We start from the raw sequence: 26,222 nt of genomic DNA on the forward strand, positions 1-26,222 counted from the left end.
ATGAAGACGGTCTGGCGCATCCTTCGCATTGTCCTCTACACGCTGCTGATCGTCGTCGCGGGCGCGATTGGCGCACTCTTTGTGCTGACCAAGACCGAGCGCGGACGCGACAATCTCGCCGGCATCATCTCGCGGCTCGCCTCCAGCGACGATCGCAAGGTCACCGTCAGCGGCATTGACGGCATCTGGTCGGGCGCGCTCAGCGTCGATCATGTCGTGCTGGAAGACCGCCAGGGCGCGTGGCTGGTGGCGCGCAAGGTCGCCGTCGACTGGTCGCCGCTGGCGCTGCTGTCGAAAAGCTTCAGTGCCGACCGCATCGCGGCCGAGCGCATCGAACTGGCACGCCTGCCAGTGGCCGGCACGCAGCCGCCGGCGCAGAGCGGCACGACCACGCTGCCGGTTTCGATTGATATCAGGCAGATCGACCTGCCGGAAATCGCGCTTGGCCAGCAACTGGCCGGCAGCGGCATCGCCGAACTCGCCGCGAAGGGGATGCTCAAGGCCGATGCCGCGCCGCTGGCGGTCGAGACCACGCTCAACGTCACCCGCCATGACGGCAAGCAAGGCAATGTCGACGCCAAGATCCACTTTGCGCCGGCTGACAACAGGCTCGACCTCGACCTCAAGGCTTCCGAGCCGGCAGGCGGCATCATCGCCAATCTGCTCAAGCTGCCCGACACGCCGCCGGTCGAAATAGCCGTCGCGGGCACGGGACCGCTTGCCAACTGGAACGGTATCGCCACGTTCATGGTCGATGGCAAGATCGTCACCCAGCTGACCGGCCGTCATCAGCTCACTGACAAGGGCAATCACGTCGAGGCCAAGGGCGACGGCGAGTTCGCGCCTTTCCTGCCGGAAAATCTGCGGCCGCTGTTTGCCGGCAAGACCAGCTTTGATGTCGCCGGCACCGCCACATTGGCTGGCGGCATCAGCGTCGACCGCGCCAATATCGAAAGCGATGCGATACATGGCACCGCGAACGGCATCGCCGACCCTGCCGGCGCCAGCGACCTGTCGGTTGAAATTGCCGCCAAAGGCGCACCTGTGCCGATCACCGTGGGCAATGCGGCACAGCCGATCACGGTGGTCATCCGGAACATCACCGCCCGCGCCTTTGGCGACGGCAAGACGCCGATCATCGACATTGGTGCCTCGCTGGTTTCGGTGGTGGCGGGGGGGACCCAGCTCAACGATCTTGCGGCGCAGATTCACTCCGACGGCTTCGACATCCAGACCCGCGCCGGGCCGTTTGCCGTCAAGCTGACGGCGGGTGGGCTGAAGACCGACGTGGCGACGCTGGCGCCGCTGATCACCGGCAAGGTCGATGTCGACCTCGCGGGATCGCTGAGCAAGGACGCCATCACCATCGACCAGGGCACTTTGCGCTCCGATGCGCTGAACGCCTCGCTGACCATGACGGTGGCGCTTGCGGACCTGTCGATGCAGCTGAAGATGAATGCCGATGCGGTGTCGACCGCCTTGCCGCCGCAGATCAGCTCGGTGCTCGGCGAGCGGGTGAAATTCTCGGCCGCCGCCACCCGCGATCCGCAAGGGGCGTTTGCCGCCAATTCGATCTCGTTAACCTCCGGTTCGCTGAGCGCCAGCGGCACCGCCAGCGCGCAGGGAACGGACATTCAGGCCGACATCAAGGGCACGCTGGGCGACGTTTCGGTGCTGTCGCCGATGGTGGGCGTGCCGGTTGCCGGCGGTGTCGATTTCGCCCTGTCGGCGAGCGGCCCGCGCTCGGCCCCGGATTTTACCGTTTCCGCCGACAGCGACAGCCTGACGGCCTCGGGCCGCACGGTGAAGGCGATCAAGCTCACGGCAAGCGGCAAGGCCGACATAGCCAGCCCCTCGGCCAATGTCTCGCTGACCGGTACCGTCAATGATCAGCCGCTCGACGTCAAAGCAGCGCTTGTGACGAGCGAGGGCAAGCGTTCGATCAACGGTTTCCTCGTTTCGCTCGGCGACAACAAGGTTTCGGGCGACCTGGCGCTGGATGACAAGTTTATGCCCCTGGGCACGCTGACGCTCGCAGCACCCGCGATCGACCAGTTGGCGGCACTCGCCGGCCAGGCGGTGACCGGCGATATCAACGGCACCATCGGCTTTGCCAAGGACGGCGAGACGCCGTCAGTCACCGTCGATGCCAAGAGCACCTCGATCGCGCGTGGCGAGGTGACGGCCAAGGCGATCGCCGTCAACGCGCTGATCGCCAACTATCTCAAGGCGCCGGCGATCTCGGGCACCATCAAGGCTGACTCGGTCACGTCGGGCGCCACCGAAATCAGCGGCATCGGCGTCGACCTGAAGCGCGACGGCGACTGGACCAATTTCACAGGCGGCGCCACCATTGCGGGCATTCCGGCGACAGCGGCCGGCCGGGTCAAGATCGCTCAGGGCACCACCAGCGTCGAGATCGCCTCGGGCGAAGCGACGGTTCGCGGGATCAAGGCGGCAATCGCCCAACCCTCGGCGCTGACCACAGCCAACGGCACCACCACCATTGATAAGCTGGCGCTCGACGTCGGCGGCGGCGCGGTGACGCTGTCGGGCACCGCCGGCCAGACGCTCGATCTCGCGGCACAGTTTTCCGCGCTGCCGGCGGCGCTTGCCAATGATTTTGTGCCCGGGCTCGATGCGGTGGGCACGCTCGGTGGCACGGCGCAAGTGACCGGAACGCCGGCTGCTCCGGAGGTCCGGTTCAATGCGCAGCTTGCCGGCGCCGAAACCAGCCAGACCCGCCAGGCCGGGCTCGGGCCGCTCGCTGTCGATGCGGTCGGCAGCTATACCTTGGCCGGCGGCGTCGCCCTCGACCACGCGACGCTGACCGGCGACAAGATTTCCGGCAAGGCCACCGGCACCATCAATCCGAACGGCGCCAGCGATTTTGCGCTCGATCTCACCTCATCCGGTCCCAGCCTACCGCTGACCTTCGGCAGCGCTGATAGCCCGGTGAAGATCGAGGTCCAGTCCTTGTCGGCAAAGGTGGCGGGCGAGAGCACGCAGGCTCGCCTCGATGTCTCCGCGATCCTGCCTTCGGTCACCACCAGCCCGGCCAAGGTGGAGGGGCTTGCCCTGGCATTGCATTCGGACGCGTTCGATCTCAGGAATCGCGCCGGACCGGTTTCCGGTACGGTGTCGGTGGACAAGGTCGGTCTCGACAATGCCGCGATCGCACCGCTGATCGCCGGCAAGGTCACGGCCGCGCTCAATGCCCGGCTGACATCGGACGCTGTCGCCATCGACAGCGGCTCGCTCAAAAGCGATGCGCTCAACAGCCAGGTCGCGGGCCAGGTGTCGCTGCGTGACGGCGCCATCGACCTCAAGCTGAGTGCGGATGCCCCATCATCGGCCTTGCCGGCGGCGGCGCGCGGCATGCTCGGCGAACGCGCGCAGATCAGCGCCACGCTGAAGCGCGATCCCAACGGCAGCATCAATGTCGATGGGCTGAAGCTGGTCTCCGGCGCGCTGAGCGCACAGGGGCAGGCGAGCCTTGCTGACAACAAGCTGGCTGCCGACATCACCGGCGCTCTCGCCGACATCTCGCTGTTGTCCAAAGACGCCAAGGGCGCCATTGCCTTTGCACTGAACGCTCAGGGGCCGGCCATCGCACCCGATCTGTCACTGACCATCAACAGCGATCGGCTGCTGGTGGCGGAGCGCGAGATCACCGGGCTGAAGCTCACCGCCACCGGCAAGGCCGATGCCGCCAATCCGGCAGCGAATGTGCAACTGACCGGCAATGTCGCGGGACAGGCCTTGCAAGGCAGCGCGGTGCTGGCGACGGCGGACGGCAAGAGCGCTATCAACGGCCTGCTGCTGTCGCTGGGCAAGAACAAGATCTCCGGCGATCTGGCGCTGGACGACAAGTTCGTGCCGGAAGGCACCATCTCTCTCGACCTGCCGGATATTGGGCCGCTCGCCGCACTGGCGCTGGAAAAGGCCGAAGGCGACGTGCGCGGTACGATCGCCTTCACGAAGAACGGTGCCGCACCACAGGTCGCCATCAAGGCGGCCACCGGTTCGATCACGCGCGGCGACTTGCAGGCGAAGGCGGTTTCCATCGACGCGCTGATCGCCAACTATCTCGCCGCTCCGGTGATCTCGGGCAAGATCCGCGCCGACACCGTGACATCGGGCGGCACCGTGATCAGCGGCATCGATGTCGATTTGAAGCGCGACGGCGACTGGACCGGCTTTTCCGGCGGCGCCACGGTCAAGGGCATTCCGGCCAAGGCCGCCGGCCGTGTGAAGGTGGCCAATGGCACCACCACCATCGAGCTCGTTTCCGGCCAGGCGACCGTGCAGGGCATCAAGGCGGCCATCGCCCAGGCCTCGACGGTCAGCATCGCCAACGGCACGACGACGCTGGACCGGCTGGTGCTCAACCTCGGCGGCGGCACGGCGACAGTGACCGGCAAGGTCGGGCAGGTGCTCGACATCAATGCGACGCTGGCGAAGGTGCCGATGTCGCTCGCCAACAGTTTCTCGCCGGGCCTCGATGCCGTCGGATCGATTTCGGGTACGGTGAAGGTGACCGGCGCGCCGGCGAGCCCTGCAATCGCCTTCAACATAGACGCGGCCGGCGTGCAAACGTCGCAAACCCGAGGCGCTGGTGTCGGCGCGGTGAGCGTGTCCTCGTCCGGCACCTTCGCCGGCAACAAGCTGACCTTCAACGCCAATGTCAGCGATGGCGCCGGCCTTGGTCTCAAGGGCGGCGGTACGGTGACGACGGCGGGCACGCCGGCACTGGTGCTCGATTTCAATGGCGCCGTGCCGTTCGGCATGCTCAGCCAGAAGCTGGCCGCGCAAGGCCTAGCGCTGACGGGAACCGCCAATGTCAATGTCCAGGTGCGCGGTCCGGCGACATCGCCCGTCATCGGCGGCAGCGTCAGCACCTCGGGTGCGCGGCTGGTGGATGCGCGCTCGGGGCTGGCCGTCAACGATCTTATGGCCGACGTCTCGATCGGCGGCGGCGTCGCCAGGATCAACCGGCTGACTGGAACCTTGTCGACGCGCGGCAGCCTGTCGGCCAGCGGCACGGTCGGCATCAATCCGGCGCAAGGTTTTCCGGCCGACCTGTCGATCAAGCTCACCGACGGGCGCTATACGGACGGGCGCGTGGTGACTGCCAATCTCGGCGGCGACCTGACGATCAAGGGGCCGTTGACATCGGCACCGGTGATTGCCGGCACCGTCAACCTCGCCAAGACCGTCATCACGGTTCCGGATAAGTTGCCAGGCTCGCTCTCGGCGCTCGACGTCAAGCACAAGAACGCGCCCGGCGCGGTCAGGGCGCAGGACAAGGCGCTGCGCCCGGCCACGACGTCAGGCAAGAGCGGCGGCAGCGGGCTTGCGCTTGATGTCACCGTCAACGCGCCGAACCAGATCTTCATCCAGGGCAGGGGTGTCGATGCCGAACTCGGTGGCTCGCTCAAGCTGACCGGTCCGGCCTCGTCGCCGCAGGCGGTCGGCACCTTCACCCTGCAGCGCGGGCGGCTGTCGATCCTCGGCAAGCGGCTGACCTTCACCGAGGGCACGGTCGGCTTCTCCGGCTCGCTGGTGCCCTATCTCAACCTGACCGCGACAACGACGACGACCAGCGCCACCGTCACCATCGTGGTGTCGGGCGAGGCGACCAATCCGAAATTCACCTTCTCCTCGGTGCCGGCGCTGCCCGAGGACGAGGTGCTGGCGCAGCTGATCTTCGGCCGCTCGATGTCGAACCTGTCGCCGCTGCAGATCGCGCAACTGGCCGAAGCGGCCGGGCAACTGGCCGGCGTCGGCGGCTCGACGTCGCTGCTGGAGAATCTGCGCAGCGCCATCGGCGTCGACGATCTCGATGTGACGACGGACAGCCAGGGCGGCACGGCGGTCTCGGCCGGCAAATACCTGAACGACCGTACCTATGTGACCATCCAGAAGGGCGACAAGCCGGGTTCGGGCAAGGCGACCATCGACCTCAATGTCGGGCGCGGTGTCAAGTTGCGCGGCGAGGCGACGGACGCCGGCGAAGCCAAGGGCGGCATCTTCTACGAGAAGGAATATTGAGGCGCTGGCCCTCATCCTAGCCGGAACTGGCGCTGTCGTAACCTGTGCAAATGCCTCAGTTTAATCGCCCAGAGAGATTTTGGCGGAATCAGGGCGCACTAGCAATTTTGCGCCAAGACTGTCGTTATCACGCGAACCGCTCCCCTTCCAAAGTTGCACATTCGCTAACATGTTCCCAATCCATGCCGTCTTTGACATCATGGCCTGGATGCGGAATGTTAATCGGCGGAAAGCCAACAATGGGAGTTAGTCATGACAATCTACAAGAGTAATGGCGATCGCGTTCCGGATCACATCCTGGCCATGGCCGAAGAAGCCAAGGCAGGAACGGTGGATCGCCGCGAATTCCTGGCGCTCGCCAGCGTCTTCGGCGCGTCGACGGCCATGGCTTACGGCCTGCTCGGCCTTGCCGTGCCGACTGAGGCGCGAGCCGAGGATGCCCCGAAGAAGGGCGGCACCCTGAAGGTCGCCCAGTGGATCAAGGATCCGAAGGACCCACGCAAGGCCGACTGGTCGGAAATCGCCAATGCCGAGCGCCAGGCGCTCGAGCCATTGGTCAAATACACCACCGAATACACGTTCCGCCCCTATCTGCTTGAGTCTTGGGACGTCAACGACGATGCCACCCAATATGTGCTGCATGTGCGCAAGGGCGTGACCTGGCACAACGGCGATGCTTTCACCGCCGACGACGTGGTGCACAACTTCAACCGTTGGGGCGAGAAGGCCGCCGAAGGCAATTCAATGCCCGGCCGTCTTGGCACGCTGTTCGACGACAAGACGGGCAAATTGCGTGAAGGCGCGGTCACCAAGGTCGACGACATGACCGTCAAGCTGTCGCTGACCAAGCCTGACATCTCGATCATTCCCGGCATTTGTGACTATGTTGCTCTCGTCGTCCACAAGTCCTTCGACGAAAAGGGCGGCGACTTCAAGGCCTGCCCGATCGGCACCGGTCCGTTCGAGCTGGTCTCCTACGATGTCGGCCAGAAAGTGGTCTACAAGCGCCGCGCCGACAACAAGTGGTGGGACGGCGACGTCTATCTCGATGGCATCGAATTCATCGACTACGGTACCGATCCAGCCGCTATGGTCAGCGCCTTCGAGGCAGGTGAAGTCCACACCAATTTCGAAACGTCGGCCGACTATGTGTCGATCCTCGACAAGATGAACTTGGTCAAGTCCGAAGTCGTCACCGCCTCGACCATCGTCTGCCGCACCAACGTCACCCACAAGCCTTACGACAACGAGAAGGTGCGCAAGGCGCTACAACTCAGCGTCGACAACAATGTCGTCCTCCAGCTCGGCTACGGCAATGCCGGCTCGGTCGCCGAGAACCACCATGTCTGCTCGATCCATCCGGAATATTACGAGCTGCCCAAGGTTGCCCGTGATCCGGCCAAGGCGAAGGCGCTGATGGCGGAAGCCGGCCAGGCCGATTTCGAACATGAACTGATCACCGTCGACGAGGACTGGCACAAGAACACTGGCGACGCGATCGCTGCCCAGCTGCGTGACGCCGGTATCAAGGTGAAGCGTACGGTGCTGCCGGGCTCGACCTTCTGGAACGACTGGCTGAAGTATCCGCTGTCGATGACCAACTGGAACATGCGGCCGCTCGGCGTCCAGGTTCTGGCTCTGGCCTACCGCACCGGCGAGGCCTGGAACGAGTGTGCTTGGTCGAACCCTGACTGGGACGCCAAGCTCAACGCTGCGCTTGCGGTCGCCGACGCGCCCAAGCGCAAGGAAATGATGAAGGACATCGAGCAGATCCTGCAGGATTCCGGCATCATCATCCAACCCTACTGGCGCAAGCTCTACAGCCACTCGGTTGCCGCCGTTAAGAACTACAAGATGCATCCGACATTCGAGCGCGACTACGGCAAGATCTGGCTTGACCAGGCGTGATCAGACCAATCGGGGAAGGGGCAGTTCGTCCCTTCCCCTCACTCTTTGCATGATTACAAAACCGGATGTCGGCGCAGCAAAAGTTGCGGACTCCTCTGGCTAGGTCGTGCAATAAAACAGGGTTGATTGCATCCGAGGGCCTGTTTGACAGCCAGTTCTGCCGTCGCGGCTGAGGTGGCTTCCAGCGGGCTCCAACCCCAACCAGACCGGCAGGGGGCCGCCATGTTTTCCTTCGTTATCAGGCGTCTTGGCACCATGGCATTGACGATGCTGTGCCTGACCATGGTCGTCTTCTTCCTGATCAACCTTGAACCCAATCTGAAGAAACTGGCGATCAGCCAGACCGAAATGCATACGTCGGCAGAGCAGCTCGAGAGCTGGCTGGTCAACCATGGCTACCGGCAGAACTTCTTCGTCCGCTATGGGCAGTGGCTGGGCGTCATGCCCAAGCAGCCGGTGACCGACCCGGCGACCGGCAAGCCGGCGCAGCGTTTCTCCTTCTGCAACGATCCGGTCGTGCCGACCTTCGCCGGCGTCCTCGAAGGCGATTTCGGCTGCTCGACCAAGTTCAAGACAACGGTTGCCTCGAAATTGTTTCCAGCACTTGGCGCCACCGGCATCCTGATGTTCTGGGTGCTGGCAGTGATGGTGCCGATCTCGCTGCTGATCGGCATCCTGGCCGGCATGCGCGAGGGGTCGCGAACCGACCGGGTGCTTTCGGTGGCCTCGATCGCCTCGACGGCGACACCCGAATATGTGTCGGGCGTCATCTTCACCGTCATCTTCGCCTCCTGGCTCGGCTGGCTGAACGGCTCGGCCGCGTCGGCCAGCCAGGGCATCACCTTCTATAATTTCACCCTGCCGGTCATGACGCTGGCGATCTACGGCATCGGCTATATCGCGCGCATGACGCGCGCCTCGATGGTCGAGGTGATGACGCAGCAATATATCCGCACCGCCCGCTTGAAGGGTCTCTCCTTCGGCAGCGTGGTGGTGAAACATGCGTTGCGTAACGCGCTGATCGCGCCGTTCACCGTCATCATGCTGCAGTTTCCCTGGCTGTTGACCGGCGTCGTCATCGTCGAGGTGATGTTCCGCTACCAGGGGTTCGGCTACACGCTGGTCGAGGCCGCCGGCAACAACGACATCGACCTGCTGCTCGGCTGCTCGCTGGTCTCGGTGTTCATCGTCTTGATCACGCAGCTCATTTCCGATGTCGGCTACGCGTTTCTCAATCCGCGTATCAGAGTTCAGTAGGGGACGAAGCGGATGCAGGTCCAAAATATCAGTGCCTTCACCGTCATTCTCGAAGTGCTGTCGCGCTTCTGGCCGGTCTGGATCGCGCTCATCATCGTCATGGGGGCGAGCTTCCTCTACAAGAAGAAGCTGGCGCTCTACGGCCAGCTGTTCGACAGCGGCGTCGGCATAGCGGGTGTCTTCATCTGCCTGTTCTGGTTGTTCACGGCGATCTTTGCCTCGACCATCTCGCCCTTCGATCCGCTCGGCCAGATCCCGATCATGAAGGACACGCTGCCCGGCGCCATCGAACCGCAATCGGGGCTCGTCTACCTCTTCGGCGGCGACAAGCTGGCGCGCGATGTCTTTTCGCGTATGGTCTATGGCAGCCAGATCGTGCTGATCATCGCCCCGGCAGCAACCGGCTTCGCGCTCATGGTCGGCATCACGCTTGGCCTGCCGGCCGGCTATTATGGCGGCAAGATCGACACCGTGCTGTCGTTCCTGGCCAACCTCGTGCTGGCGTTCCCGGTCATCCTGCTGTTCTACCTGCTGGTGACGCCGGGCATCATGGACACGCCGATCCCCTATGCACTGGCCGGCGTCTTCTTCCTGTTTCCGATCATCTTCTTCAGTGTGCTGTTCTGGACCCGCTACAAGAACCGGCCCGACCGGATCTACATCCTGCTCGGCCTGACGCTGATCATCGGCGGCTGGATCTATCTCGGCCTTGTCTTCGACAGGGACCCGCTGCACATCGTCCACATCGATCCCAACCAGCTCAACATCTTCGTGGCGGTGGTGTTCGCCTCCAGCCCCGGCGTGTTCCGCATCGTGCGCGGCCTGGTGATGGACATCAAGACGCGCGACTATGTGGCGGCGGCGCAGACACGCGGTGAATCGCCCTGGTACATCATGCTGTGGGAGATCCTGCCCAATGCGCGCGGACCGTTGATCGTCGATGCCTGCCTGCGCATCGGCTACACCACCATCCTGCTCGGCACGCTCGGTTATTTCGGCCTCGGCCTGGCGCCGGAAAGTCCCGACTGGGGCACGGCGATCAAGGACGCCAGCCGGCTGCTGCGCTCCTTCATCCACCCGGCGCTGCCGCCGACGATCGCGCTGATGTCGTTCGTGCTGGGGCTCAACCTCTTGGCCGACTCGCTGCGTGAACAATCGATGAAAGACTGATTGACGGGCTCTGGCCCGCATCTGGTAAAATTTGGATTGGAGCGACCCATGAACGAGGCAGTTCGAAATCCCGCAGAGCCGATCATCGAGATCGAGAACCTGTCGATCTCCTTCTTCACCCGCAAGGGCGAGATACCGGCGGTCATGGATTTTTCCTGCACGGTCATGCCGGGTGAGGCGATGGGCATCGTCGGCGAATCCGGCTGCGGCAAGTCGACCGTATCACTCGGCATCATGCGTGACCTCTCCAACATCGGAAAGATCGTCGGCGGCAGGATCAAGTTCCAGGGCAAGGACATGGGCGAGCTCTCCGACGAGGAGCTGCGCGCCATCCGCGGCAACAAGATCGCCATGATCTACCAGGAGCCGATGGCAAGCCTCAATCCGGCGATGAAGGTCGGCCAGCAATTGATGGAAGTGCCGCTGATCCACGACAAGGTGTCGAAGGAAGAGGCCTACAAACGCTCCCTCGAAATGGTTCGCGCGGTCAAGCTTCCGGACCCTGAGCGCATGATGCGCTCCTATCCGCACCAGCTCTCCGGTGGCCAGCAGCAGCGCATCGTCATCGCCATGGCGCTGCTGTCAAAGCCGGCACTGCTTCTGCTCGACGAGCCGACGACGGCGCTCGACGTGACGGTGGAAGCGGGCATCGTCGAGCTGGTCAAGGGACTGGGTGAGAAGTTCGGCACCTCGATGATCTTCGTGTCGCACAATCTCGGCCTCATCCTCGAGACCTGCGACCGCATCACGGTGATGTATTCGGGTGAGGCGGTGGAGACCGGCAAGATCAAGGACGTGTTCGACCGGATGCGCCATCCCTATACGCAAGGGCTGTTCCGTTCGATCCCGCTGCCGGGCGCCGACAAGAACTCGCGGCCGCTCATCTCCATTCCCGGACAGTTGCCGCTGCCGCATGAGCGGCCGAAGGGTTGCAATTTCGGTCCGCGCTGCCACCATTTCGTCGAGGGTGTCTGCAACGCCGCCGAAATCCCGATGATCGAGGTCGCGGGACACGAAGGCCATTTCTCGCGCTGTGTACGCTTCAACGAGATCGACTGGGAGGCGCTGCCGCCCGGCGCCAAGAAGGTCAATGAGCGCGTCGTGCCCGGCGCGCCGGTGCTCAAGATCGAGGATCTGAGGAAATACTACAAGGTCGGCGGCAACGAAGTGTTCGGCTCGAGCGAGGGCCGCGTCGTCAAGGCCAACGAGACCATCTCCTTCATGGCGCGCGAATCCGAGACCGTAGCCATTGTCGGTGAGTCCGGCTGCGGAAAGTCGACGCTGGCCAAGGTGCTGCTCGGGCTGGAGACGGCAAGTGCCGGCACGGTGACACTGGGCAACAAGGAAATCCAGTCGACCGGCATCGAGAGCCGCAGCGTCGAAACCGTGTCGTCGATCCAGATGGTGTTCCAGAACCCGTTCGATACGCTGAACCCCAGCCATTCGGTCGGTTCGCAGATCATCCGCACGCTGGAGAAATTCAATGTCGGCAAGACGGTGGCCGACCGGCGCAAGCGCATGCTGGAGCTGCTCGACCTGGTGAAGCTGCCGCGCGCCTTCGAGACGCGCAAGCCGCGCCAGCTGTCGGGCGGCCAGAAGCAGCGCATCGGCGTGGCGCGCGCCTTTGCCGGCGACGCCAAGGTGGTGGTGGCGGACGAGCCGGTCTCGGCGCTCGACGTGTCGGTGCAGGCGGCGGTGACCGAACTGTTGATGGACATCCAGCGCAAGAACAAGACGACGATGCTGTTCATCAGCCACGATCTGTCGGTCGTGCGCTATATCGCCGACCGCGTCGTCGTCATGTATCTCGGCTACATCGTCGAGCAAGGCACGACCGACCAGATCTTCGCGCCGCCCTATCACCCCTATACCGAGGCACTGCTGTCGGCGATCCCGATCGCCGACACCAGCGTGGTCAAGAAGCACATCGTGCTGGAAGGCGACATTCCCTCGGCGATGAACCCGCCGTCCGGCTGCCCGTTCCAGACACGCTGCGGCTACAAGAAGCTGGTGCCGGACAATCTGTGCGAGACCAAGGTGCCGCCGGTCAAGAACCTTGGCGATGGCCATATGAGCCTGTGCTGGCTGTCCGACGACGTGCTGGCGACGATGGAGCCGGTGATCAAGTTCGACAAGGAACATGCAGCCCATGAGGGCGTGCCGGACGATGCGCCGCATGTTTCGGAGGCGAAAGCGTCCACGCCCAAGGCTCCGCGCGGCAAGAAGCCGAATTGATCAGCATAGAGGCAATGTCGTTCGCTGGCGCATTGCCTCCACAGCGCTGTCATGTCTCATACCTGTCAAGGAATTACAGGCTACGTTCGCTTGAATATCACCGTCCATTGCCTTATGTGATGCGTGATGTTTGATGCGTAACAAGGAAACGTATTGTGAGAACGACGCTTGCAATCGACGACGATGTCCTCCTTGCCGCCAAGGCCATGGCGCGCCAGCAGGATCGTAGCATTGGCGAGGTCATTTCCGATCTGGCTCGCCATTCACTGCGCAGGCCGCGGGCTGGCAGCGAACGCAATGGTATCCCCTTGCTTGCTTCGCGGTCCGATGGTCCGATGGTCGATCTCGAAATGGTCAATGCGCTTCGCGACGAATTGCCGTGACCTTCCTGCTCGACGTCAATGTCTTGATTGCGTTGATTGATCCGGCTCATGTCGCACATGAAGATGGCCATCGGTGGTTCCAATCCACTGGGCATTCTTCATGGGCTACATGTCCGATTACCGAGAATGGTGTCATCAGAATTTTGAGCAATCCGAAGTACCCCAATTCTCCTGGTTCGCCTGCCGTCGTTGCGCAGATTGTCGGCAAATTGCATGCCCTTTCAGGACATCAGTTCTGGCCTGACGACATCAGTCTCGTCGGTTCTAGCGACATAGATGCAGCCAAGATCCTGACGCCGGCGCAAGTAACGGACAGTTATCTACTGGGGCTCGCCAAGGCGCGTGGCGGCCAATTGGCGACCTTTGACCGAAAGTTATCGACGGCGGCGGTAAAGGGAGGCAAGCCGATCCTCCATCTGATCCAGAGCGAATAAATCGCTGAGGTCTATTCCGACCCGAGGGCGCTTTTCCGCGCCGACAGGTGATTCACTTGGCTGGGAAATGCCTCGGCAAAATCAGTTGCCGCATTGCTTTAGCTGCGCCTCGTAGTCCCGCGCCATTTTCTCCGTCGCCCGGGCGTAACCCTGCACGCCGGCATCGCCACGGTTGCCGCGGCCATAGGCGGTCCAGCCGAGATAGTAGGCGAGGTAGAGATTGTAGGTGTCGTTGCGAGCGACACCGTATGTGTCAGCCGTCTTGGAATGATACCAGCCGACGAAATCGACGGCGTCGGCGAACTTCGTGCGCCGCGCCGCCCAATTGCCGGTTTCGCGCTGATATTGCGACCAGGTGCCGTCCAGCGCCTGCGAGAAGCCGGTGGCCGACGAGACGTGTTTCCACGGAATGAAGCCGAGCAGCTTGGTGCGCGGCGGCCGGGCGTTGCTCTTGAAGCCTGATTCCTTACGCACCGTCGCCATCAGCACGGGCACCGGGACGCCATATTTCTGCTCGGTCCGCTCGGCCGCCGACTGCCAATTGTCGAACCAGCCGTCATTCTGGTCGAAGACGGCACAGACATTGTTGATGTGGCTGGGCGCGGTCGCGCAGGCCGACAATGCCAGCAGAACGCCAACCGCTACAATTTTACTAAAACTCGACCTACGCATTGGATGAGCAATAGGCCGAAATCATAAAAGGAATCTTGCTGCCTCCGTTAACGCTTGTCGGCACGGGTCGCTTGGGAAAATGCCATATTGATATTCCGACGCCTCTTGTCGCCTTTTATAAAATGATATTGCAGAAATGCCGCCTTGGCTAAAATCGCGCCGGCAAATGGCGTATTTCTGACAGCTCATCTGGCTTGCCGAGGCTTTGATGCCTGGCATGAACGAACCAAGACGCAAGCGCGGCGCCGAGCGCACCAGCAACCGGGGGCCAGCGCCCATCCCGCAGCTGCCGCAGAGGCGGGTGACGAATCCCTATCCGCCGATGGCGTTGCTGTCTCCAGACCAGATCGAGGCGATCCACCAGGCATCGATGCATATATTGGAGAATTTCGGCATCGAGGTGATGAGCCCACGGGCGCTGGCGCTGTTCGAGAAGGCGGGTGCTGCGGTTGATCACGCCTCGGCCAATGTCCGCATCGACCGTGGCATGGTCGACGAGGCACTGAAGACGACGCGGTCCAACTACACGCTGACACCACGCAACCCGGCCAAGTCAATCCATCTCGGCGGCAACACCATCAATTTCACGCTCGTTGCCGGGCCGCCCAATGTCCACGACATGGAGCGTGGCCGCCGCGCCGGCAATTTGCGCGACTATGCGGATCTCACCCGGCTGGCGCAGCATTTCCACTGCGTCCACATGCTTGGCAACCAGGTCTGTGCGCCGGTCGAGCTGCCGGCCAACTCACGCCATCTCGACACCTATTTCACCAATCTGACGCTGACCGACAAGAGTTTTCATGTCTCGGCGATTGGCCGGGGCAGGGCGCTGGACGGCATCGAGATGATGGCGATCGCGCGCGGGCTGACGCTGGAGCAGCTGCGCGACGATCCCGGCATCGCCACCATCATCTCGGTCAACTCGCCGCGCCGCTTCGACGAGATGATGGCCGAGGGGCTGATGACGATGGCCGAGTTCGGCCAGTCGGTGGCGGTGACGCCGTTCACACTGATGGGGGCGATGAGCCCGGTGACGCTGGCGGGTGCTTTGGCGCAGCAGAATGCCGAGGCGCTGTTCGGCGTCGTGCTGACGCAGCTGGTACGGCCAGGCGCACCAGTGATGTATGGCGCCTTCACCTCCAATGTCGACATGAAATCGGGCGCGCCGGCCTTCGGTACGCCTGAGAACACCAAGGCCAATATCGCCTCGGGGCAATTGGCGCGGCGCTACGGGCTGCCCTACCGGACGACGCCCGGCTCGGCCTCCAACGCGGCGGACGCGCAAGGCGCTTACGAAACGCTGATGGCGCTTTGGGGCGCCGTGCTCGGCCATGGCAACCTCGTCTATCATGCCGCCGGCTGGCAGGAGGGCGGGCTGACGGCGTCGTTCGAAAAATTCATCATCGATGTCGAGATGATCCAGCACATGATGGAGTTCTTGCGCCCGATCGTGGTCGATGAGGCTGAACTCGCCGTCGAGGCGCTGGGCGCGGTGCCGACGGGCGGGCACTTCTTCGGCGAGCCGCACACGCTGGAGCGTTACGCCACCGCCTTCTACCAGCCGATCCTGTCCAACTGGCAGAATTTTGAAGCCTGGCAGGAAGCCGGCGGGCTCGACGCAACCGCGCGCGCGACGCGGCTGTGGAAGAAAGCACTGGAAGACTATGTCGAGCCTGTGATGGATCCTGCCGTGCGCGAGGCGCTGGAAGCCTATGTCGCCAGGCGCAAGGAAGCGATCGGGCAGGGCGAGCCGTGACGCCTCCCATCCTGATTCATCTCACCCATCCAATTCATTGATATCAGAGAAAAATCCATGAAATCGCATGCAAAGGTCGTGGTCATTGGCGGCGGTGTCGTCGGGTGTTCGGTGCTGTTCCATCTCGCGCGCCACGGCTGGACCGACGTGGTGCTGCTGGAGCGTGATGAGCTGACCTCAGGCTCGACCTGGCACGCTGCCGGCGGCATGCACACGATCAATGGCGACCCCAACGTCGCCAAGCTGCAGAAATACACCATCAACCTCTACAAGGAGATCGAGGAGCTGTCCGGCCAGGCGACCGGCGTGCACCTGACCGGCGGCGTGCTGCTCGCCGCGACCGAGGCGCGGCTGGACTGGCTGCGTGGTGTCGTTGCCAAAGGCCGCTATCTCGGCATCGAGCTGGAAGTGATCTCGCCGAAAGAAGCAGCCGAACTGATGCCGCTGCTCGACCCCAAGCAGTTCGTTGGCGCCGTCCGCAACAAGGAGGACGGCCATCTCGATCCCTCTGGCGTCACCCATGCCTATGCCAAGGCGGCGCGGAAACTCGGCGCCGAGGTCGAGCGCTTCACCAAGGTCGAGGACATCGTGCGGCGGCCCGACGGGCTGTGGCGCGTCATCACCAACAAGGGCGAGGTGGTGGCCGAGCATGTCGTCAATGCCGGCGGCCTGTGGGCGCGCGAGGTCGGCCGCATGGTCGGGCTGGAACTGCCGGTGCTGGCCATGGAGCACATGTACCTGATCACCGAGGACATGCCGGAAGTCGCCGCCTGGAACGCCAAGACGGGTACGGAGATCATCCACGCTGTCGATTTCGACGGCGAACTTTACCTGCGCCAGGAACGCGGCGGCATGCTGATGGGCACCTATGAGAAGGCCAACAAGCCATGGTCCGAACACCAGACGCCATGGAATTTCGGCCATGAATTGCTCGAGCCTGACATCGACCGCATCGCGCCGTCGCTGGAGGTCGGCTTCCGGCATTTCCCGGCCTTTGAGAAGACCGGCATCAAGCAGATCATCAACGGGCCTTTCACCTTCGCGCCGGATGGCAACCCGCTGGTCGGGCCGGTGCGCGGCCTGCCGGGTTTTTGGGTCGCTTGCGGCGTCATGGCCGGTTTTTCGCAGGGCGGCGGGGTTGGTCTTGCGCTGTCCAACTGGATGATCGAGGGTGATCCCGGCGCCGACATCTGGGCCATGGATGTGGCACGCTATGGCGACTGGGCGACGATGGCCTACACCAATGCCAAGGTGCGCGAGAACTATTCAAGGCGCTTCTCGATCCGCTTCCCCAATGAGGAACTGCCCGCCGGACGGCCGTTGAAGACGACCCCGGTTTACGATCTTCTTTCGGCCAAGGGCGCGCAGTTTGGCGTCGCCTATGGGCTGGAAGTGCCGCTCTGGTATGCGCCGGAAGGCATCAAGGACGAGTTCTCGTGGCGGCGTTCCAACGATTTTTCCCATGTCGCCAGGGAGGTTGCGGCGGTTCGCGGTGGCGTCGGCCTGTCGGAGATTTCGAGCTTCGCCAAATACAAGGTGAGGGGCGACGGGGCGGCTGCCTGGCTCGACCGCATGCTCGCCTGTAAGCTGCCGAAACCCGGCCGCATGACGTTGGCGCCGATGCTCAAGGACGATGGCAGGCTGATCGGCGATTTCACGCTGGCCAATCTCGGCTCGGACGGGTGGTTCCTCGCTGGCTCCGGTATTGCCGAGCAATATCACATGCGCTGGTTCGAGGCGCATCTGCCTGGAGATGGCTCGGTTCACATCGAGGCGCTGGGGGCGAAACTCACCGGCCTTGCAATTGCCGGGCCGAAAGCGCGGGAGGTGCTGGCCAAGGTCAGCCGCGCGGATGTCTCCAACGCAGTATTTCCGTTTATGGCGGTGGCGAAGATGGATATCGGCATGGCGCCGTGCCTTGTCGGCCGCGTCAGCTACACCGGCGATCTCGGCTACGAGATCTGGGTGGCGCCGGAATATCAGCGCGCGGCGTTCAATGCGCTGATGGCGGCGGGTGGGGAGTTCGGCATCGGCCTGTTCGGCTCTCGGGCGCTCAATGCGCTCAGGCTGGAGAAGAACTACGGCTCATGGGGGCGCGAATACCGGCCGATCTACGGGCCGCTCGAAGCCGGGCTCGACCGCTTCGTCGCCTATGGCAAGGAGGCGGACTTCATCGGCAAGGCGGCGGCACTGGCCGAGCGCAAGCAAGGCGGCAAGTTGCGGCTGCGCAGCTTCATCGTCGATGCGGACGATGCCGATGTCATCGGCGACGAGCCGATCTGGTTCGGCGGCGCGGTGCGCGGCTGGGTGACGTCGGGGGGCTACGCGCATCACTCGAAAAAGTCGGTCGCCATCGGTTATGTCCCGAAGGAGATCGCCGACGAGAGCGACGGCTTCGAGATCGAACTGCTGGGCAAGCGCCACGCGGCGCGCATCCAGGCAGCGCCGCTGTTCGATGCGAATTTCGAACGGATGCGGGGGTGAAGGCTCATTGTCTTTGCCGACTGCCCAGCCGGCGAGGCCGATGAAGCGCTCGGCTAGGCGATCCCGTTAGAGCTGAAGCCGCTTCCCCCGAAAGACGCCGCAGAGCTGACACCATAGCCACTTGTTGGATGAACAGCTTCGTGATTGTGTTTCGCCGAAAAAGGGGGCGTAGAATGCCAGACGATGAAAAGCACGAAGTGTCGGTCGAGGTCGGCGTTACACCAGAGGGCCTGAAGGCTAAGATTAGGTCGCGGCTGGTTTCTGCCGTGGACTACTTCTTGGGAAATAAGGTCACAAAACGTGGCGTTGCCGATGAGTTGCTTATCGAATCCGAAAGAGCCAAAGGAAAACGAGCGGAGAAGCTTCGCGATACCCTTGCCGATATGGCAATTGACCACATCAAGAATGATCCAGCATTAGTCGAGGATTATTTGAAGTCGGAATTCCCAGGACTTTTCAAAGCCCGCGAGAACATCCAAGGGTCGATCACCCATGCGAGTGATCATCTGAATTCCCTACCTCCTCCAGTGGACGAGGAGCTTGAGGGCATCAGCGAAAACCTCGACGAAGACTGGCTTAACCTCTGGGGCAGCTATGCTGAAAAAGCATCTAGCGAAAGCATGAGGATGTGGTGGGGAAGAATCTTAGCCGGAGAAGTCCGCCAACCAGGTGCGTTTTCGCGAAGGACGCTTAGAATCGCATCCGAATTGGACAAGGACACTGCTGAGGTCTTCGCTGGCGCCATACAACGCCGGCTACCGCCAAGGTTTCTGGTAGACCCAAGAGTCGAGACAAAACCGGGCTCTCTGCGCATCCCGCAGGGAGACCTGCCTGGATTTGACCTCTTGGACAACGCCGGGCTAATTGAAATGACCGGCTCTCTTGGGGTCACCATGACCTTTCAAGCGCCAGCAGGCGTTCTGGTCAAGCTTGAGGTTGGACCATTTGTATTGCAAATGCAGCAGAGCCCGGGTTTGAAGATCTCGATTCGTGGTTTCAATCTCACTCACACAGGGATGGAGCTTGCTGCACTTCAGCCTCCAGACCATCGAACAACGGCAGAGCTACTGGCCAGACACGTTGCTACAGCTTGCAAATGGGTTCGTCTCTTGGGCCCCGATGGGCACAATGAAGTGCTGCATGGGGATCCGGAGGCCGACGGTTAGAAAGTGAATCATCTTTTCGAGCATTCAGATAGGGGCATGGCTCCCGTCTCGGTTGTAGACCGGTTCAGCATCACCCATTGCTGCGGTTGTCCAGCGCAAAAGCGCCGGCGCCGGCGAAGACCAGATAGAGGAAGATGAAGCAGAAGGAGATCGCCGCGTCGCCGCCATTGTTGGCCGGGAAGAAGTCGCGCGGCATGTGCGCCATGAAATAGGCGATCGCCATTTCACCGGCCAGGAGGAACGCAACCGGGCGCGTGAACAGGCCAAGAGCCAAGAGAATGCCGCCGGCGAATTCGAGGATGCCGGCGGTCGTCGTCAGCCCGGTGAGGGCATGAGGCTCGGCGCTGACGGGGAAGTTGAACAGTTTCTGGCTGCCATGCTCGATGAACTGCAGCGCGGTCATGATGCGCAGCACGCCGAGCGCCTGCGGCTGGTATCTGGCAAGGCCTTCAAAAAGCTTCATCTAAAACTCCATTTTCACCCTCCCGGCCCGGCCATAAATTATCGCCCGGCGCTGGACCATTCACTTCCCATGGCGTGCTATCAACAATCGGTGATTGGAAATGTTTCCCAGTATGACCTTTGATATTGTTCTCGTCTGGGTTGCATTCGTATCGCTATGGTTGTATTAGTATCGACACTCTAAACCTGTGGGTTCTTGCCATGAAAAAAGTCACCATCAGCCTATTCGCAATCCTTGCAGGCACCAGCTTCGCCATGGCCGAGGACGCCGGTTGCGAGGCCTTCAAATGGCCGGTGACGCGGGAACAGGCGCTGTTTGCCGCGGCGCCGGCGACGACGTCTGGAGCAGCGCTGGCGGTGGGTGCCGCCGCGGATCTGGCACTGGTCCCGGCGGAGAAAGCCGGTTTTACGCTGCCGCCCGAGCACGCCCCGGCAGAGGGCACGTTCGGTGCCGTCGCCAGCGTGGAGGTGCCGGCCGAAGGCGCCATTCAGATAAGCCTGTCAGGCGAGGCCTGGATCGATGTTATCCAGGACGGCAAGGCCATCAAGTCGGCCGGCTATAGCGGCGTGAAAACCTGCCCCGGCATCCGCAAGAGCGTGCGCTTCAAGCTTGCGGCCGGCCCGGCCACCGTCCAGTTCAGCGGCGCGAAAAAGGCTGAACTGAAGGTCGCGGTGCTGACGCCGGAGTGATCCCTGGGGAGCTTGAGGTCAGCGAGCTTGAGGTCAGCGGGACAGCGCCCCCTCTGGCCTGCCGGACGTTCGTCATTTGGAAAGCCAAGCAGTTGGCTTTCCATCCGCTTCGCGGACCATTCCTCAACCCCCACGAGGGGGGAGATCGGCTGTCCGATCGGCTTTCGCCAATGACGCGTTGCTGATCCGCGCCTACCGCACCGGCGCCATCAGCGCGAAATGCGCGCCTTGCGGATCCTGGCACTGCACGATCCAGCTGCCGCCGGGGACCTCCATCGGCCCCATCAGGATCTTGCCGCCATTGTCGGTGACGCGTTTTGCGGCGGCGTCGATGCCGGTGACGTTGAAATAGAACTGCCAGACCGGCACTGGAATCTGTTCGGGCTTGTTCATGATGCCGCCGCCGGATTCGGGGCCGGCCGTAAATGTCTGGTAGATGCCCATCGGGCCCATGTCGAAGTCGCCGGCATTGGCCCAGCCGAACTGGCCGGAATAAAAGTCGAACGCGGCCTTCCAATCGCTGGTGTAGAGCTCGTGCCAGCCGATATGGCCCGGTGTCGTCGCGGGAAGGACAGGCTGGTCGGGGAGATTGGGCTGCAGGAACATGAAGGTCGCGCCTTGCGGATCCGCCACGACGGCAAAGCGGCCGACGCCCGGAATGTCGTCAGGCTGGCGGTGGACGGCACCACCAGCTTTCTTGAGCGATACGGTCGAAGTATCGACATCGCTCGTGTGGATATAGCCGACCCAGGCAGGCGGCATGCCCATCTTGGCTGCATCCTCCGGCATCGTCATCAGGCCGCCGACGCCACGCTCGGCGGAATTCACCACGATGTAGCGCGGCATGCCGGGCGCCTTGTCGAAGGGTTCGGCTTTCCAGCCGACCACCTTGGTATAGAACGTCTCGGCGGCGTCGAGGTCTGATGTCATCAACTCGTACCAGAAGAAGGGCATCGGGGATTTTGGCATTGTCGGTCTCCTCACCGTTCAGGTATCGATCGTCGTGCGATCCATCCCAGGACGATCCTGGCGATGGAAATCCGACAACCGCCCGAACAATAATGTCGGCCTGTGACATGCGTTCCCCGATTGCATGCCCGGCTTTTTTCGATTTCTCTGCGGTAAGAGGGTTGTCGTTTTCATGCGCCTTATGTCGCTCACGCCTGAGCTTGTCGCACTGTGCCATCGGCAAGAGGCCGATCCCGGGCCCGACCCGAACTGGACGCAGTTGAGCGACGCGGATTTCCAAGCCCTTGCCTTGCGGCTATCCGGCGAAGCCGACGCAGGGCCGCTCTGGGTGTTCGCTTATGGCTCGCTGATCTGGAAGCCGGAATTCGAGTCGGTCGAGCAGCAGCTTGCCACTGCCTATGGCTGGCACCGATCGTTCTATCTCGACATGGTGCGTTGGCGCGGCAGTGCCGAGCAGCCGGGGCTGATGATGGCGCTCGAACGCGGCGGGCGGTGCAACGGCGTGATCTACCGCTTGCCGGACGGCGAAAAACCGGCGCAGATCGAAAGGCTGCTGCGGCGCGAGATCAGCGACCATGAGAGCATCAGCTCGGTCCGGTGGCTGCCCGTGCATACGGCGCAAGGGGCGCTGCGGGCGCTGGGCTTCTGGGTTGGCGTGAAGGGCAGGGGGACGTCGCCGAACCAGCCGCTGGAGAAGGTGGCGCGCGTCTTGGCCAGGGCCTGTGGCCATATCGGCTCCGGCGCGGAATATCTCTACAACACCGTCAGCCACCTCGAAGCGTTCGGCATCCATGACCGCAATCTGTGGCGGCTGCAGCAACTGGTGGCGGATGAGGTCCGGGCCATCCATGGCCGGCCGGTCGATGAGGACTACCCGCCCGGGCAAGAGCAGTCGATCACCGCATAACATGAGTGAAAAAATCATGTTTTTATTCAGCCTTTTCAGAGGCTTGCGCCGAAAATTGACCAATTGATAAAAAAATAAAACGTGCTAGCCTTCCCCAAAACGAAAACATGGGGAACTGACAATGCCAGAAGGCCAGTTCAAGGAAGGTATCGTCGGCGGCCGGCTTGCGCCCGACCAGTACGCGGACAATTTTTCCGACCTGCATCCGCCGCTCGATCATCACGAGGCGCTGGTCGAATCCGACCGCTGCTATTTCTGCTACGACGCGCCATGCATGAACGCATGCCCGACCTCGATCGACATTCCGCTGTTCATCCGCCAGATCTCGACCGGCAATCCGATCGGCTCGGCCAAGACCATCTTCGACCAGAATATCCTTGGCGGCATGTGCGCCCGCGTCTGCCCGACCGAGACGCTGTGCGAAGAGGTCTGCGTGCGCGAGGTGGCGGAAGGTAAGCCGGTGCAGATCGGCCGCCTGCAGCGCTACGCCACCGATGTCGCGATGGCCGAGAACAAGCAGTTCTATCCGCGCCCAGAGCCGACCGGCAAGACGGTTGCCGTGGTCGGTGCCGGTCCGGCCGGCCTTGCCGCCGCGCACCGGCTCGCCCGTCATGGCCATGACGTGACCATACTGGAAGCGCGGCCGAAGGCCGGCGGCCTCAACGAATACGGCATCGCCGCCTATAAGAGCGTCGACAATTTCGCCCAGGCCGAGGTCGACTACGTCACCGCGATCGGCGGCATCGACATCCAGAACGGCAAGGCGCTCGGCCGCGACTACCAGCTCTCCGACCTGATCCGCAATTACGACGCGGTGTTCCTCGGCATGGGGCTTGGCGGCGTCAATGCGCTGCGCGCCGATGGCGAGGATGCCGCCGGTGTCACCAATGCGGTGGAGTTCATCGCCGAGTTGCGCCAGGCCAGCGATCTCTCGGGCCTGCCTGTCGGCCGCCGCGTCGTCGTCATCGGCGGCGGCATGACGGCGATCGACGCCGCCGTGCAGTCGAAACTGCTCGGCGCCGAGGAGGTGACGATCTGCTACCGGCGCGGCCAGGAGCACATGAACGCCTCCGGGTTCGAGCAGGACCTGGCCGCCGCCAACGGCGTCACCATCCGCCACTGGCTGCAGCCGAAGCGCGTTATCGCCGACGGCGGCAAGGTGTCGGGCATCGAACTCGAATACACGGCATTGAAGGGCGACAAACTCGCCGGCACCGGCGAGACGCTGACGCTGGTTGCCGACCAGGTATTCAAGGCGATCGGCCAGAGTTTTGTGCCTGCCGCTCTCAATGGTAGCGGGGCCTCGATCGATCTCGAAGCCGGCCGCATCAAGGTCGATGCGGAAGGCCGCACTTCGCTGGCGAAAGTCTGGGCCGGCGGCGACTGCATCTTCGGCGGCGACGACCTGACCGTCTCGGCCGTGGCGCAGGGGCGCGATGCGGCGGAGAGCATAACCAGGAGTCTGACGCAGGGATAAGGGTCATGAGCGCGGTGGAACCGGGCATCGCCCGTCACTACGACATAGCGGGTCTCGAGCAGCGCATTCTTGCCGCGCTCGCCGATACGGGCGTGGACATTGCCCATCTGCGTGCCGGCGATCTCGAAGCGGTCGACGAATTCCACATTGGCGGTGTCGCCGCCACGCGGGAACTCCTTGAGCAGATGGGTTTGAAGCCGGGAGCCAGGCTGCTCGACATTGGTTCCGGCGTGGGTGGCCCAGCCCGCTTTGTCGCCAACAATGCCGGCGCCGATGTCACCGGCATCGATCTCACGCAAAGCTATGTCGACATCGCGACCAGCCTGTCGAAGCGCACGGGAATGGCCGACAAGACGCGCTTCGTGCAGGGCAGCGCGCTGGACATGCCGTTCCAAAACGCCAGCTTCGACGCGGCAATGATCCTGCATGTCGGCATGAATCTTCCCGACAAGCCGAAGCTGATGAGCGAGGCTGCGCGCGTCCTCAAGCCGGGCGGCGTCTTTGCTGTGTACGACGTGATGCGGCTGAAGGCCGGTGTGCTGACCTATCCGCTGCCATGGGCCTCCAACGAGACCATGTCCTTCGTCGTCACGCCAGACGACTATCGCTCGGCGGCGACGGCTTCGGGGTTCTCGGTGGCCGCCGAGCGACAGCGTGGCGCCTTTGCCATCGAATTCTTTGCCACGGTGCGTGCCAGGATGGCCGCCGCGCAAGCAGAGGGCAAAAAACCGCTGCCCGGCGTCGGCCTGATCATGGGCGAGAGCGCCCGCACCAAGATCGCCAATATCACTGCCGCGCTTGAAGGCGGCATTCTCGCACCCGTCGAATTGATCCTTCGTCTCGGCTGAAAGGGACCTGTCATGGCTGACATCCGCAACAATTTCGTCGGCATCAAATCGCCCAATCCGTTCTGGCTGGCTTCGGCGCCGCCGACCGACAAGGCCTACAACGTCATCCGCGCCTTCAAGGCAGGGTGGGGTGGCGTGGTCTGGAAGACGCTGGGTGAGGAAGGGCCGCCGGTGGTCAACGTCAACGGTCCGCGCTACGGCGCGATCTGGGGCGCCGACCGGCGCCTGCTCGGCCTCAACAACATCGAACTGATTACCGACCGCGACCTGCAGGTCAATCTGCGCGAAATCAAGCAGGTCAAGAAGGACTGGCCCGACCGCGCCATCGTCGTCTCACTGATGGTGCCCTGCGTCGAGGAGAGCTGGAAGGCGATCCTGCCGGTGGTCGAGGAGACGGAAGCTGACGGCATCGAGCTCAATTTCGGCTGCCCGCACGGCATGTCGGAGCGCGGCATGGGTGCTGCCGTCGGCCAGGTGCCGGAATATATCGAAATGGTGGTGCGCTGGTGCAAGGCCAACACCCGCATGCCTGTCATCACCAAGCTGACACCCAACATCACCGATGTGCGCAAGCCGGCGCGGGCCGCGCTCGCCGGCGGCACCGACGCGGTGTCGCTGATCAACACCATCAACTCGATCACTGGTGTCGACCTCGACTCCTTCGCGCCGCAGCCGACCATCGACGGCAAGGGCTCGCATGGCGGCTATTGCGGCCCTGCGGTGAAGCCGATCGCCATGAATATGGTGGCCGAGATCGCGCGCGATCCGGAAACGCATGGGCTGCCGATCTCCGGCATTGGCGGCATCACCACCTGGCGTGACGCCGCCGAATTCATGGCGCTCGGCGCCGGCAATGTGCAGGTGTGCACGGCGGCGATGACCTATGGCTTCAAGATCGTGCAGGAGATGATCGCCGGTCTCGAAAACTGGATGGACGAGAAGGGCCACCGCTCGCTCGACGACATTGTCGGCCGCGCCACGCCCAATGTCACCGACTGGCAGTATCTCAACCTCAACTATGTCGCCAAGGCGCGTATCGACCAGGACGCCTGTATCAAATGCGGCCGCTGCCACATCGCCTGCGAGGACACCTCGCATCAGGCGATCACCAGCATGGTCGACGGCCTCAGGCATTTCGAGGTGATCGAGGCCGAATGCGTCGGCTGCAATCTGTGCGTCAATGTCTGCCCGGTCGAGAACTGCATCACCATGGAGCCGCTGGCGGTCGGCGTGATGGACCAGCGCACCGGCAAGCCGGTGTCGCCGATCTACGCCAACTGGACGACGCACCCGAACAACCCGATGGCCAAGGTGGCGGCGGAGTAGGGGTTTTCGTTCGCAGAATTTGGG

18 protein-coding genes are annotated in these 26,222 nt (G+C 62.9%); 15 read left to right on the forward strand and 3 right to left on the reverse strand.

Annotated elements, in window-relative coordinates; translation table 11 throughout:
* The 7 genes from DBIPINDM_RS31375 to DBIPINDM_RS31405 all read left to right on the forward strand — a co-directional run bounded on the left by DBIPINDM_RS31375 (position 1) and on the right by DBIPINDM_RS31405 (position 13,441).
* A complete protein-coding gene (locus DBIPINDM_RS31375; RefSeq protein ID WP_258582838.1) occupies positions 1–6,054 on the forward strand; it encodes a translocation/assembly module TamB domain-containing protein in 6,054 nt (2,017 codons plus the stop codon).
* Positions 6,055–6,306: 252 nt separating this feature from the next.
* Positions 6,307–7,962 carry an ABC transporter substrate-binding protein gene (locus tag DBIPINDM_RS31380; RefSeq protein WP_258582839.1) on the forward strand — a complete coding sequence of 552 codons (1,656 nt, stop codon included), beginning with the start codon at positions 6,307–6,309 and terminating at the stop codon, positions 7,960–7,962.
* A gap of 222 nt (positions 7,963–8,184) precedes the next feature.
* Positions 8,185–9,219, forward strand: a complete 1,035-nt coding sequence (locus DBIPINDM_RS31385; RefSeq protein WP_258582840.1) for an ABC transporter permease — start codon at positions 8,185–8,187, stop codon at positions 9,217–9,219.
* A gap of 12 nt (positions 9,220–9,231) precedes the next feature.
* Positions 9,232–10,389, forward strand: coding sequence for an ABC transporter permease (locus DBIPINDM_RS31390; protein ID WP_258582841.1), 1,158 nt, complete (start codon positions 9,232–9,234; stop codon positions 10,387–10,389).
* A gap of 48 nt (positions 10,390–10,437) precedes the next feature.
* A complete protein-coding gene (locus DBIPINDM_RS31395; protein ID WP_258582842.1) occupies positions 10,438–12,624 on the forward strand; it encodes an ABC transporter ATP-binding protein in 2,187 nt (728 codons plus the stop codon).
* Positions 12,625–12,779: 155 nt separating this feature from the next.
* Complete coding sequence (locus DBIPINDM_RS31400) at positions 12,780–13,007, forward strand: CopG family transcriptional regulator (RefSeq protein ID WP_258582843.1); 228 nt, start codon at positions 12,780–12,782, stop codon at positions 13,005–13,007.
* Complete coding sequence (locus tag DBIPINDM_RS31405) at positions 13,004–13,441, forward strand: TA system VapC family ribonuclease toxin (protein ID WP_258582844.1); 438 nt, start codon at positions 13,004–13,006, stop codon at positions 13,439–13,441. Before DBIPINDM_RS31400 ends, DBIPINDM_RS31405 begins: the two co-directional genes overlap by 4 nt.
* 81 nt (positions 13,442–13,522) lie before the next feature.
* Here the strand turns inward: DBIPINDM_RS31405 and DBIPINDM_RS31410 are convergent, their stop codons facing one another.
* Positions 13,523–14,113, reverse strand: coding sequence for a transglycosylase SLT domain-containing protein (locus tag DBIPINDM_RS31410; protein WP_258582845.1), 591 nt, complete (start codon positions 14,111–14,113; stop codon positions 13,523–13,525).
* A gap of 217 nt (positions 14,114–14,330) precedes the next feature.
* Between DBIPINDM_RS31410 and DBIPINDM_RS31415 the strand changes: the two genes are divergently transcribed.
* The 3 genes from DBIPINDM_RS31415 (at position 14,331) to DBIPINDM_RS31425 (ending at position 19,519) form a co-directional block, all read left to right on the forward strand.
* The gene (locus DBIPINDM_RS31415; protein WP_258582846.1) at positions 14,331–15,869 is read left to right on the forward strand and encodes a trimethylamine methyltransferase family protein; all 1,539 of its coding nucleotides are present in this window, start codon (positions 14,331–14,333) and stop codon (positions 15,867–15,869) included.
* 57 nt (positions 15,870–15,926) lie between these two features.
* Positions 15,927–18,353, forward strand: coding sequence for a GcvT family protein (locus DBIPINDM_RS31420; protein WP_258582847.1), 2,427 nt, complete (start codon positions 15,927–15,929; stop codon positions 18,351–18,353).
* Positions 18,354–18,526: 173 nt separating this feature from the next.
* Positions 18,527–19,519, forward strand: a complete 993-nt coding sequence (locus DBIPINDM_RS31425; protein ID WP_258582848.1) for a DUF2806 domain-containing protein — start codon at positions 18,527–18,529, stop codon at positions 19,517–19,519.
* A 70-nt stretch (positions 19,520–19,589) separates the two neighbouring features.
* Here the strand turns inward: DBIPINDM_RS31425 and DBIPINDM_RS31430 are convergent, their stop codons facing one another.
* Positions 19,590–19,982: a DoxX family protein gene (locus DBIPINDM_RS31430; protein WP_258582849.1), complete on the reverse strand. Its 393-nt coding sequence runs from the start codon at positions 19,980–19,982 to the stop codon at positions 19,590–19,592.
* A 200-nt stretch (positions 19,983–20,182) separates the two neighbouring features.
* Here DBIPINDM_RS31430 and DBIPINDM_RS31435 point away from each other — a divergent pair, with 200 nt between their 5' ends.
* On the forward strand, positions 20,183–20,671 hold the full coding sequence (locus DBIPINDM_RS31435; protein WP_258582850.1) for a hypothetical protein: 489 nt from the start codon (positions 20,183–20,185) through the stop codon (positions 20,669–20,671).
* A gap of 192 nt (positions 20,672–20,863) precedes the next feature.
* Here the strand turns inward: DBIPINDM_RS31435 and DBIPINDM_RS31440 are convergent, their stop codons facing one another.
* The gene (locus DBIPINDM_RS31440) at positions 20,864–21,640 is read right to left on the reverse strand and encodes a VOC family protein (RefSeq protein ID WP_258582851.1); all 777 of its coding nucleotides are present in this window, start codon (positions 21,638–21,640) and stop codon (positions 20,864–20,866) included.
* Positions 21,641–21,812: 172 nt separating this feature from the next.
* Between DBIPINDM_RS31440 and DBIPINDM_RS31445 the strand changes: the two genes are divergently transcribed.
* The 4 genes from DBIPINDM_RS31445 to preA all read left to right on the forward strand — a co-directional run bounded on the left by DBIPINDM_RS31445 (position 21,813) and on the right by preA (position 26,198).
* On the forward strand, positions 21,813–22,547 hold the full coding sequence (locus DBIPINDM_RS31445) for a gamma-glutamylcyclotransferase (protein WP_258582852.1): 735 nt from the start codon (positions 21,813–21,815) through the stop codon (positions 22,545–22,547).
* Positions 22,548–22,668: 121 nt separating this feature from the next.
* Positions 22,669–24,024, forward strand: coding sequence for an NAD(P)-dependent oxidoreductase (locus tag DBIPINDM_RS31450; protein ID WP_258582853.1), 1,356 nt, complete (start codon positions 22,669–22,671; stop codon positions 24,022–24,024).
* A gap of 5 nt (positions 24,025–24,029) precedes the next feature.
* Entirely contained in the window at positions 24,030–24,872 is an 843-nt protein-coding gene (locus DBIPINDM_RS31455) for a class I SAM-dependent methyltransferase (RefSeq protein WP_258582854.1), read from the forward strand.
* Positions 24,873–24,884: 12 nt separating this feature from the next.
* Positions 24,885–26,198, forward strand: coding sequence for an NAD-dependent dihydropyrimidine dehydrogenase subunit PreA (preA, locus tag DBIPINDM_RS31460; protein ID WP_258582855.1), 1,314 nt, complete (start codon positions 24,885–24,887; stop codon positions 26,196–26,198).
* Positions 26,199–26,222: the final 24 nt, after the last annotated feature.

This window comes from Mesorhizobium sp. AR02, from assembly GCF_024746835.1.
GTDB lineage: Bacteria > Pseudomonadota > Alphaproteobacteria > Rhizobiales > Rhizobiaceae > Mesorhizobium.

Excerpts from the sequence above, each read along its gene's own strand:
- DBIPINDM_RS31375 (WP_258582838.1), top strand. The coding sequence starts at position 1 with ATGAAGACGGTCTGGCGCATCCTTCGCATTGTCCTCTACACGCTGCTG.
- DBIPINDM_RS31380 (WP_258582839.1), top strand. The coding sequence starts at position 6,307 with ATGACAATCTACAAGAGTAATGGCGATCGCGTTCCGGATCACATCCTG.
- DBIPINDM_RS31385 (WP_258582840.1), top strand. The coding sequence starts at position 8,185 with ATGTTTTCCTTCGTTATCAGGCGTCTTGGCACCATGGCATTGACGATG.
- DBIPINDM_RS31390 (WP_258582841.1), top strand. The coding sequence starts at position 9,232 with ATGCAGGTCCAAAATATCAGTGCCTTCACCGTCATTCTCGAAGTGCTG.
- DBIPINDM_RS31395 (WP_258582842.1), top strand. The coding sequence starts at position 10,438 with ATGAACGAGGCAGTTCGAAATCCCGCAGAGCCGATCATCGAGATCGAG.
- DBIPINDM_RS31410 (WP_258582845.1), bottom strand. The coding sequence starts at position 14,113 with ATGCGTAGGTCGAGTTTTAGTAAAATTGTAGCGGTTGGCGTTCTGCTG.
- DBIPINDM_RS31415 (WP_258582846.1), top strand. The coding sequence starts at position 14,331 with ATGAACGAACCAAGACGCAAGCGCGGCGCCGAGCGCACCAGCAACCGG.
- DBIPINDM_RS31420 (WP_258582847.1), top strand. The coding sequence starts at position 15,927 with ATGAAATCGCATGCAAAGGTCGTGGTCATTGGCGGCGGTGTCGTCGGG.
- DBIPINDM_RS31425 (WP_258582848.1), top strand. The coding sequence starts at position 18,527 with ATGCCAGACGATGAAAAGCACGAAGTGTCGGTCGAGGTCGGCGTTACA.
- DBIPINDM_RS31430 (WP_258582849.1), bottom strand. The coding sequence starts at position 19,982 with ATGAAGCTTTTTGAAGGCCTTGCCAGATACCAGCCGCAGGCGCTCGGC.
- DBIPINDM_RS31435 (WP_258582850.1), top strand. The coding sequence starts at position 20,183 with ATGAAAAAAGTCACCATCAGCCTATTCGCAATCCTTGCAGGCACCAGC.
- DBIPINDM_RS31440 (WP_258582851.1), bottom strand. The coding sequence starts at position 21,640 with ATGCCAAAATCCCCGATGCCCTTCTTCTGGTACGAGTTGATGACATCA.
- DBIPINDM_RS31445 (WP_258582852.1), top strand. The coding sequence starts at position 21,813 with ATGCGCCTTATGTCGCTCACGCCTGAGCTTGTCGCACTGTGCCATCGG.
- DBIPINDM_RS31450 (WP_258582853.1), top strand. The coding sequence starts at position 22,669 with ATGCCAGAAGGCCAGTTCAAGGAAGGTATCGTCGGCGGCCGGCTTGCG.
- DBIPINDM_RS31455 (WP_258582854.1), top strand. The coding sequence starts at position 24,030 with ATGAGCGCGGTGGAACCGGGCATCGCCCGTCACTACGACATAGCGGGT.
- preA (WP_258582855.1), top strand. The coding sequence starts at position 24,885 with ATGGCTGACATCCGCAACAATTTCGTCGGCATCAAATCGCCCAATCCG.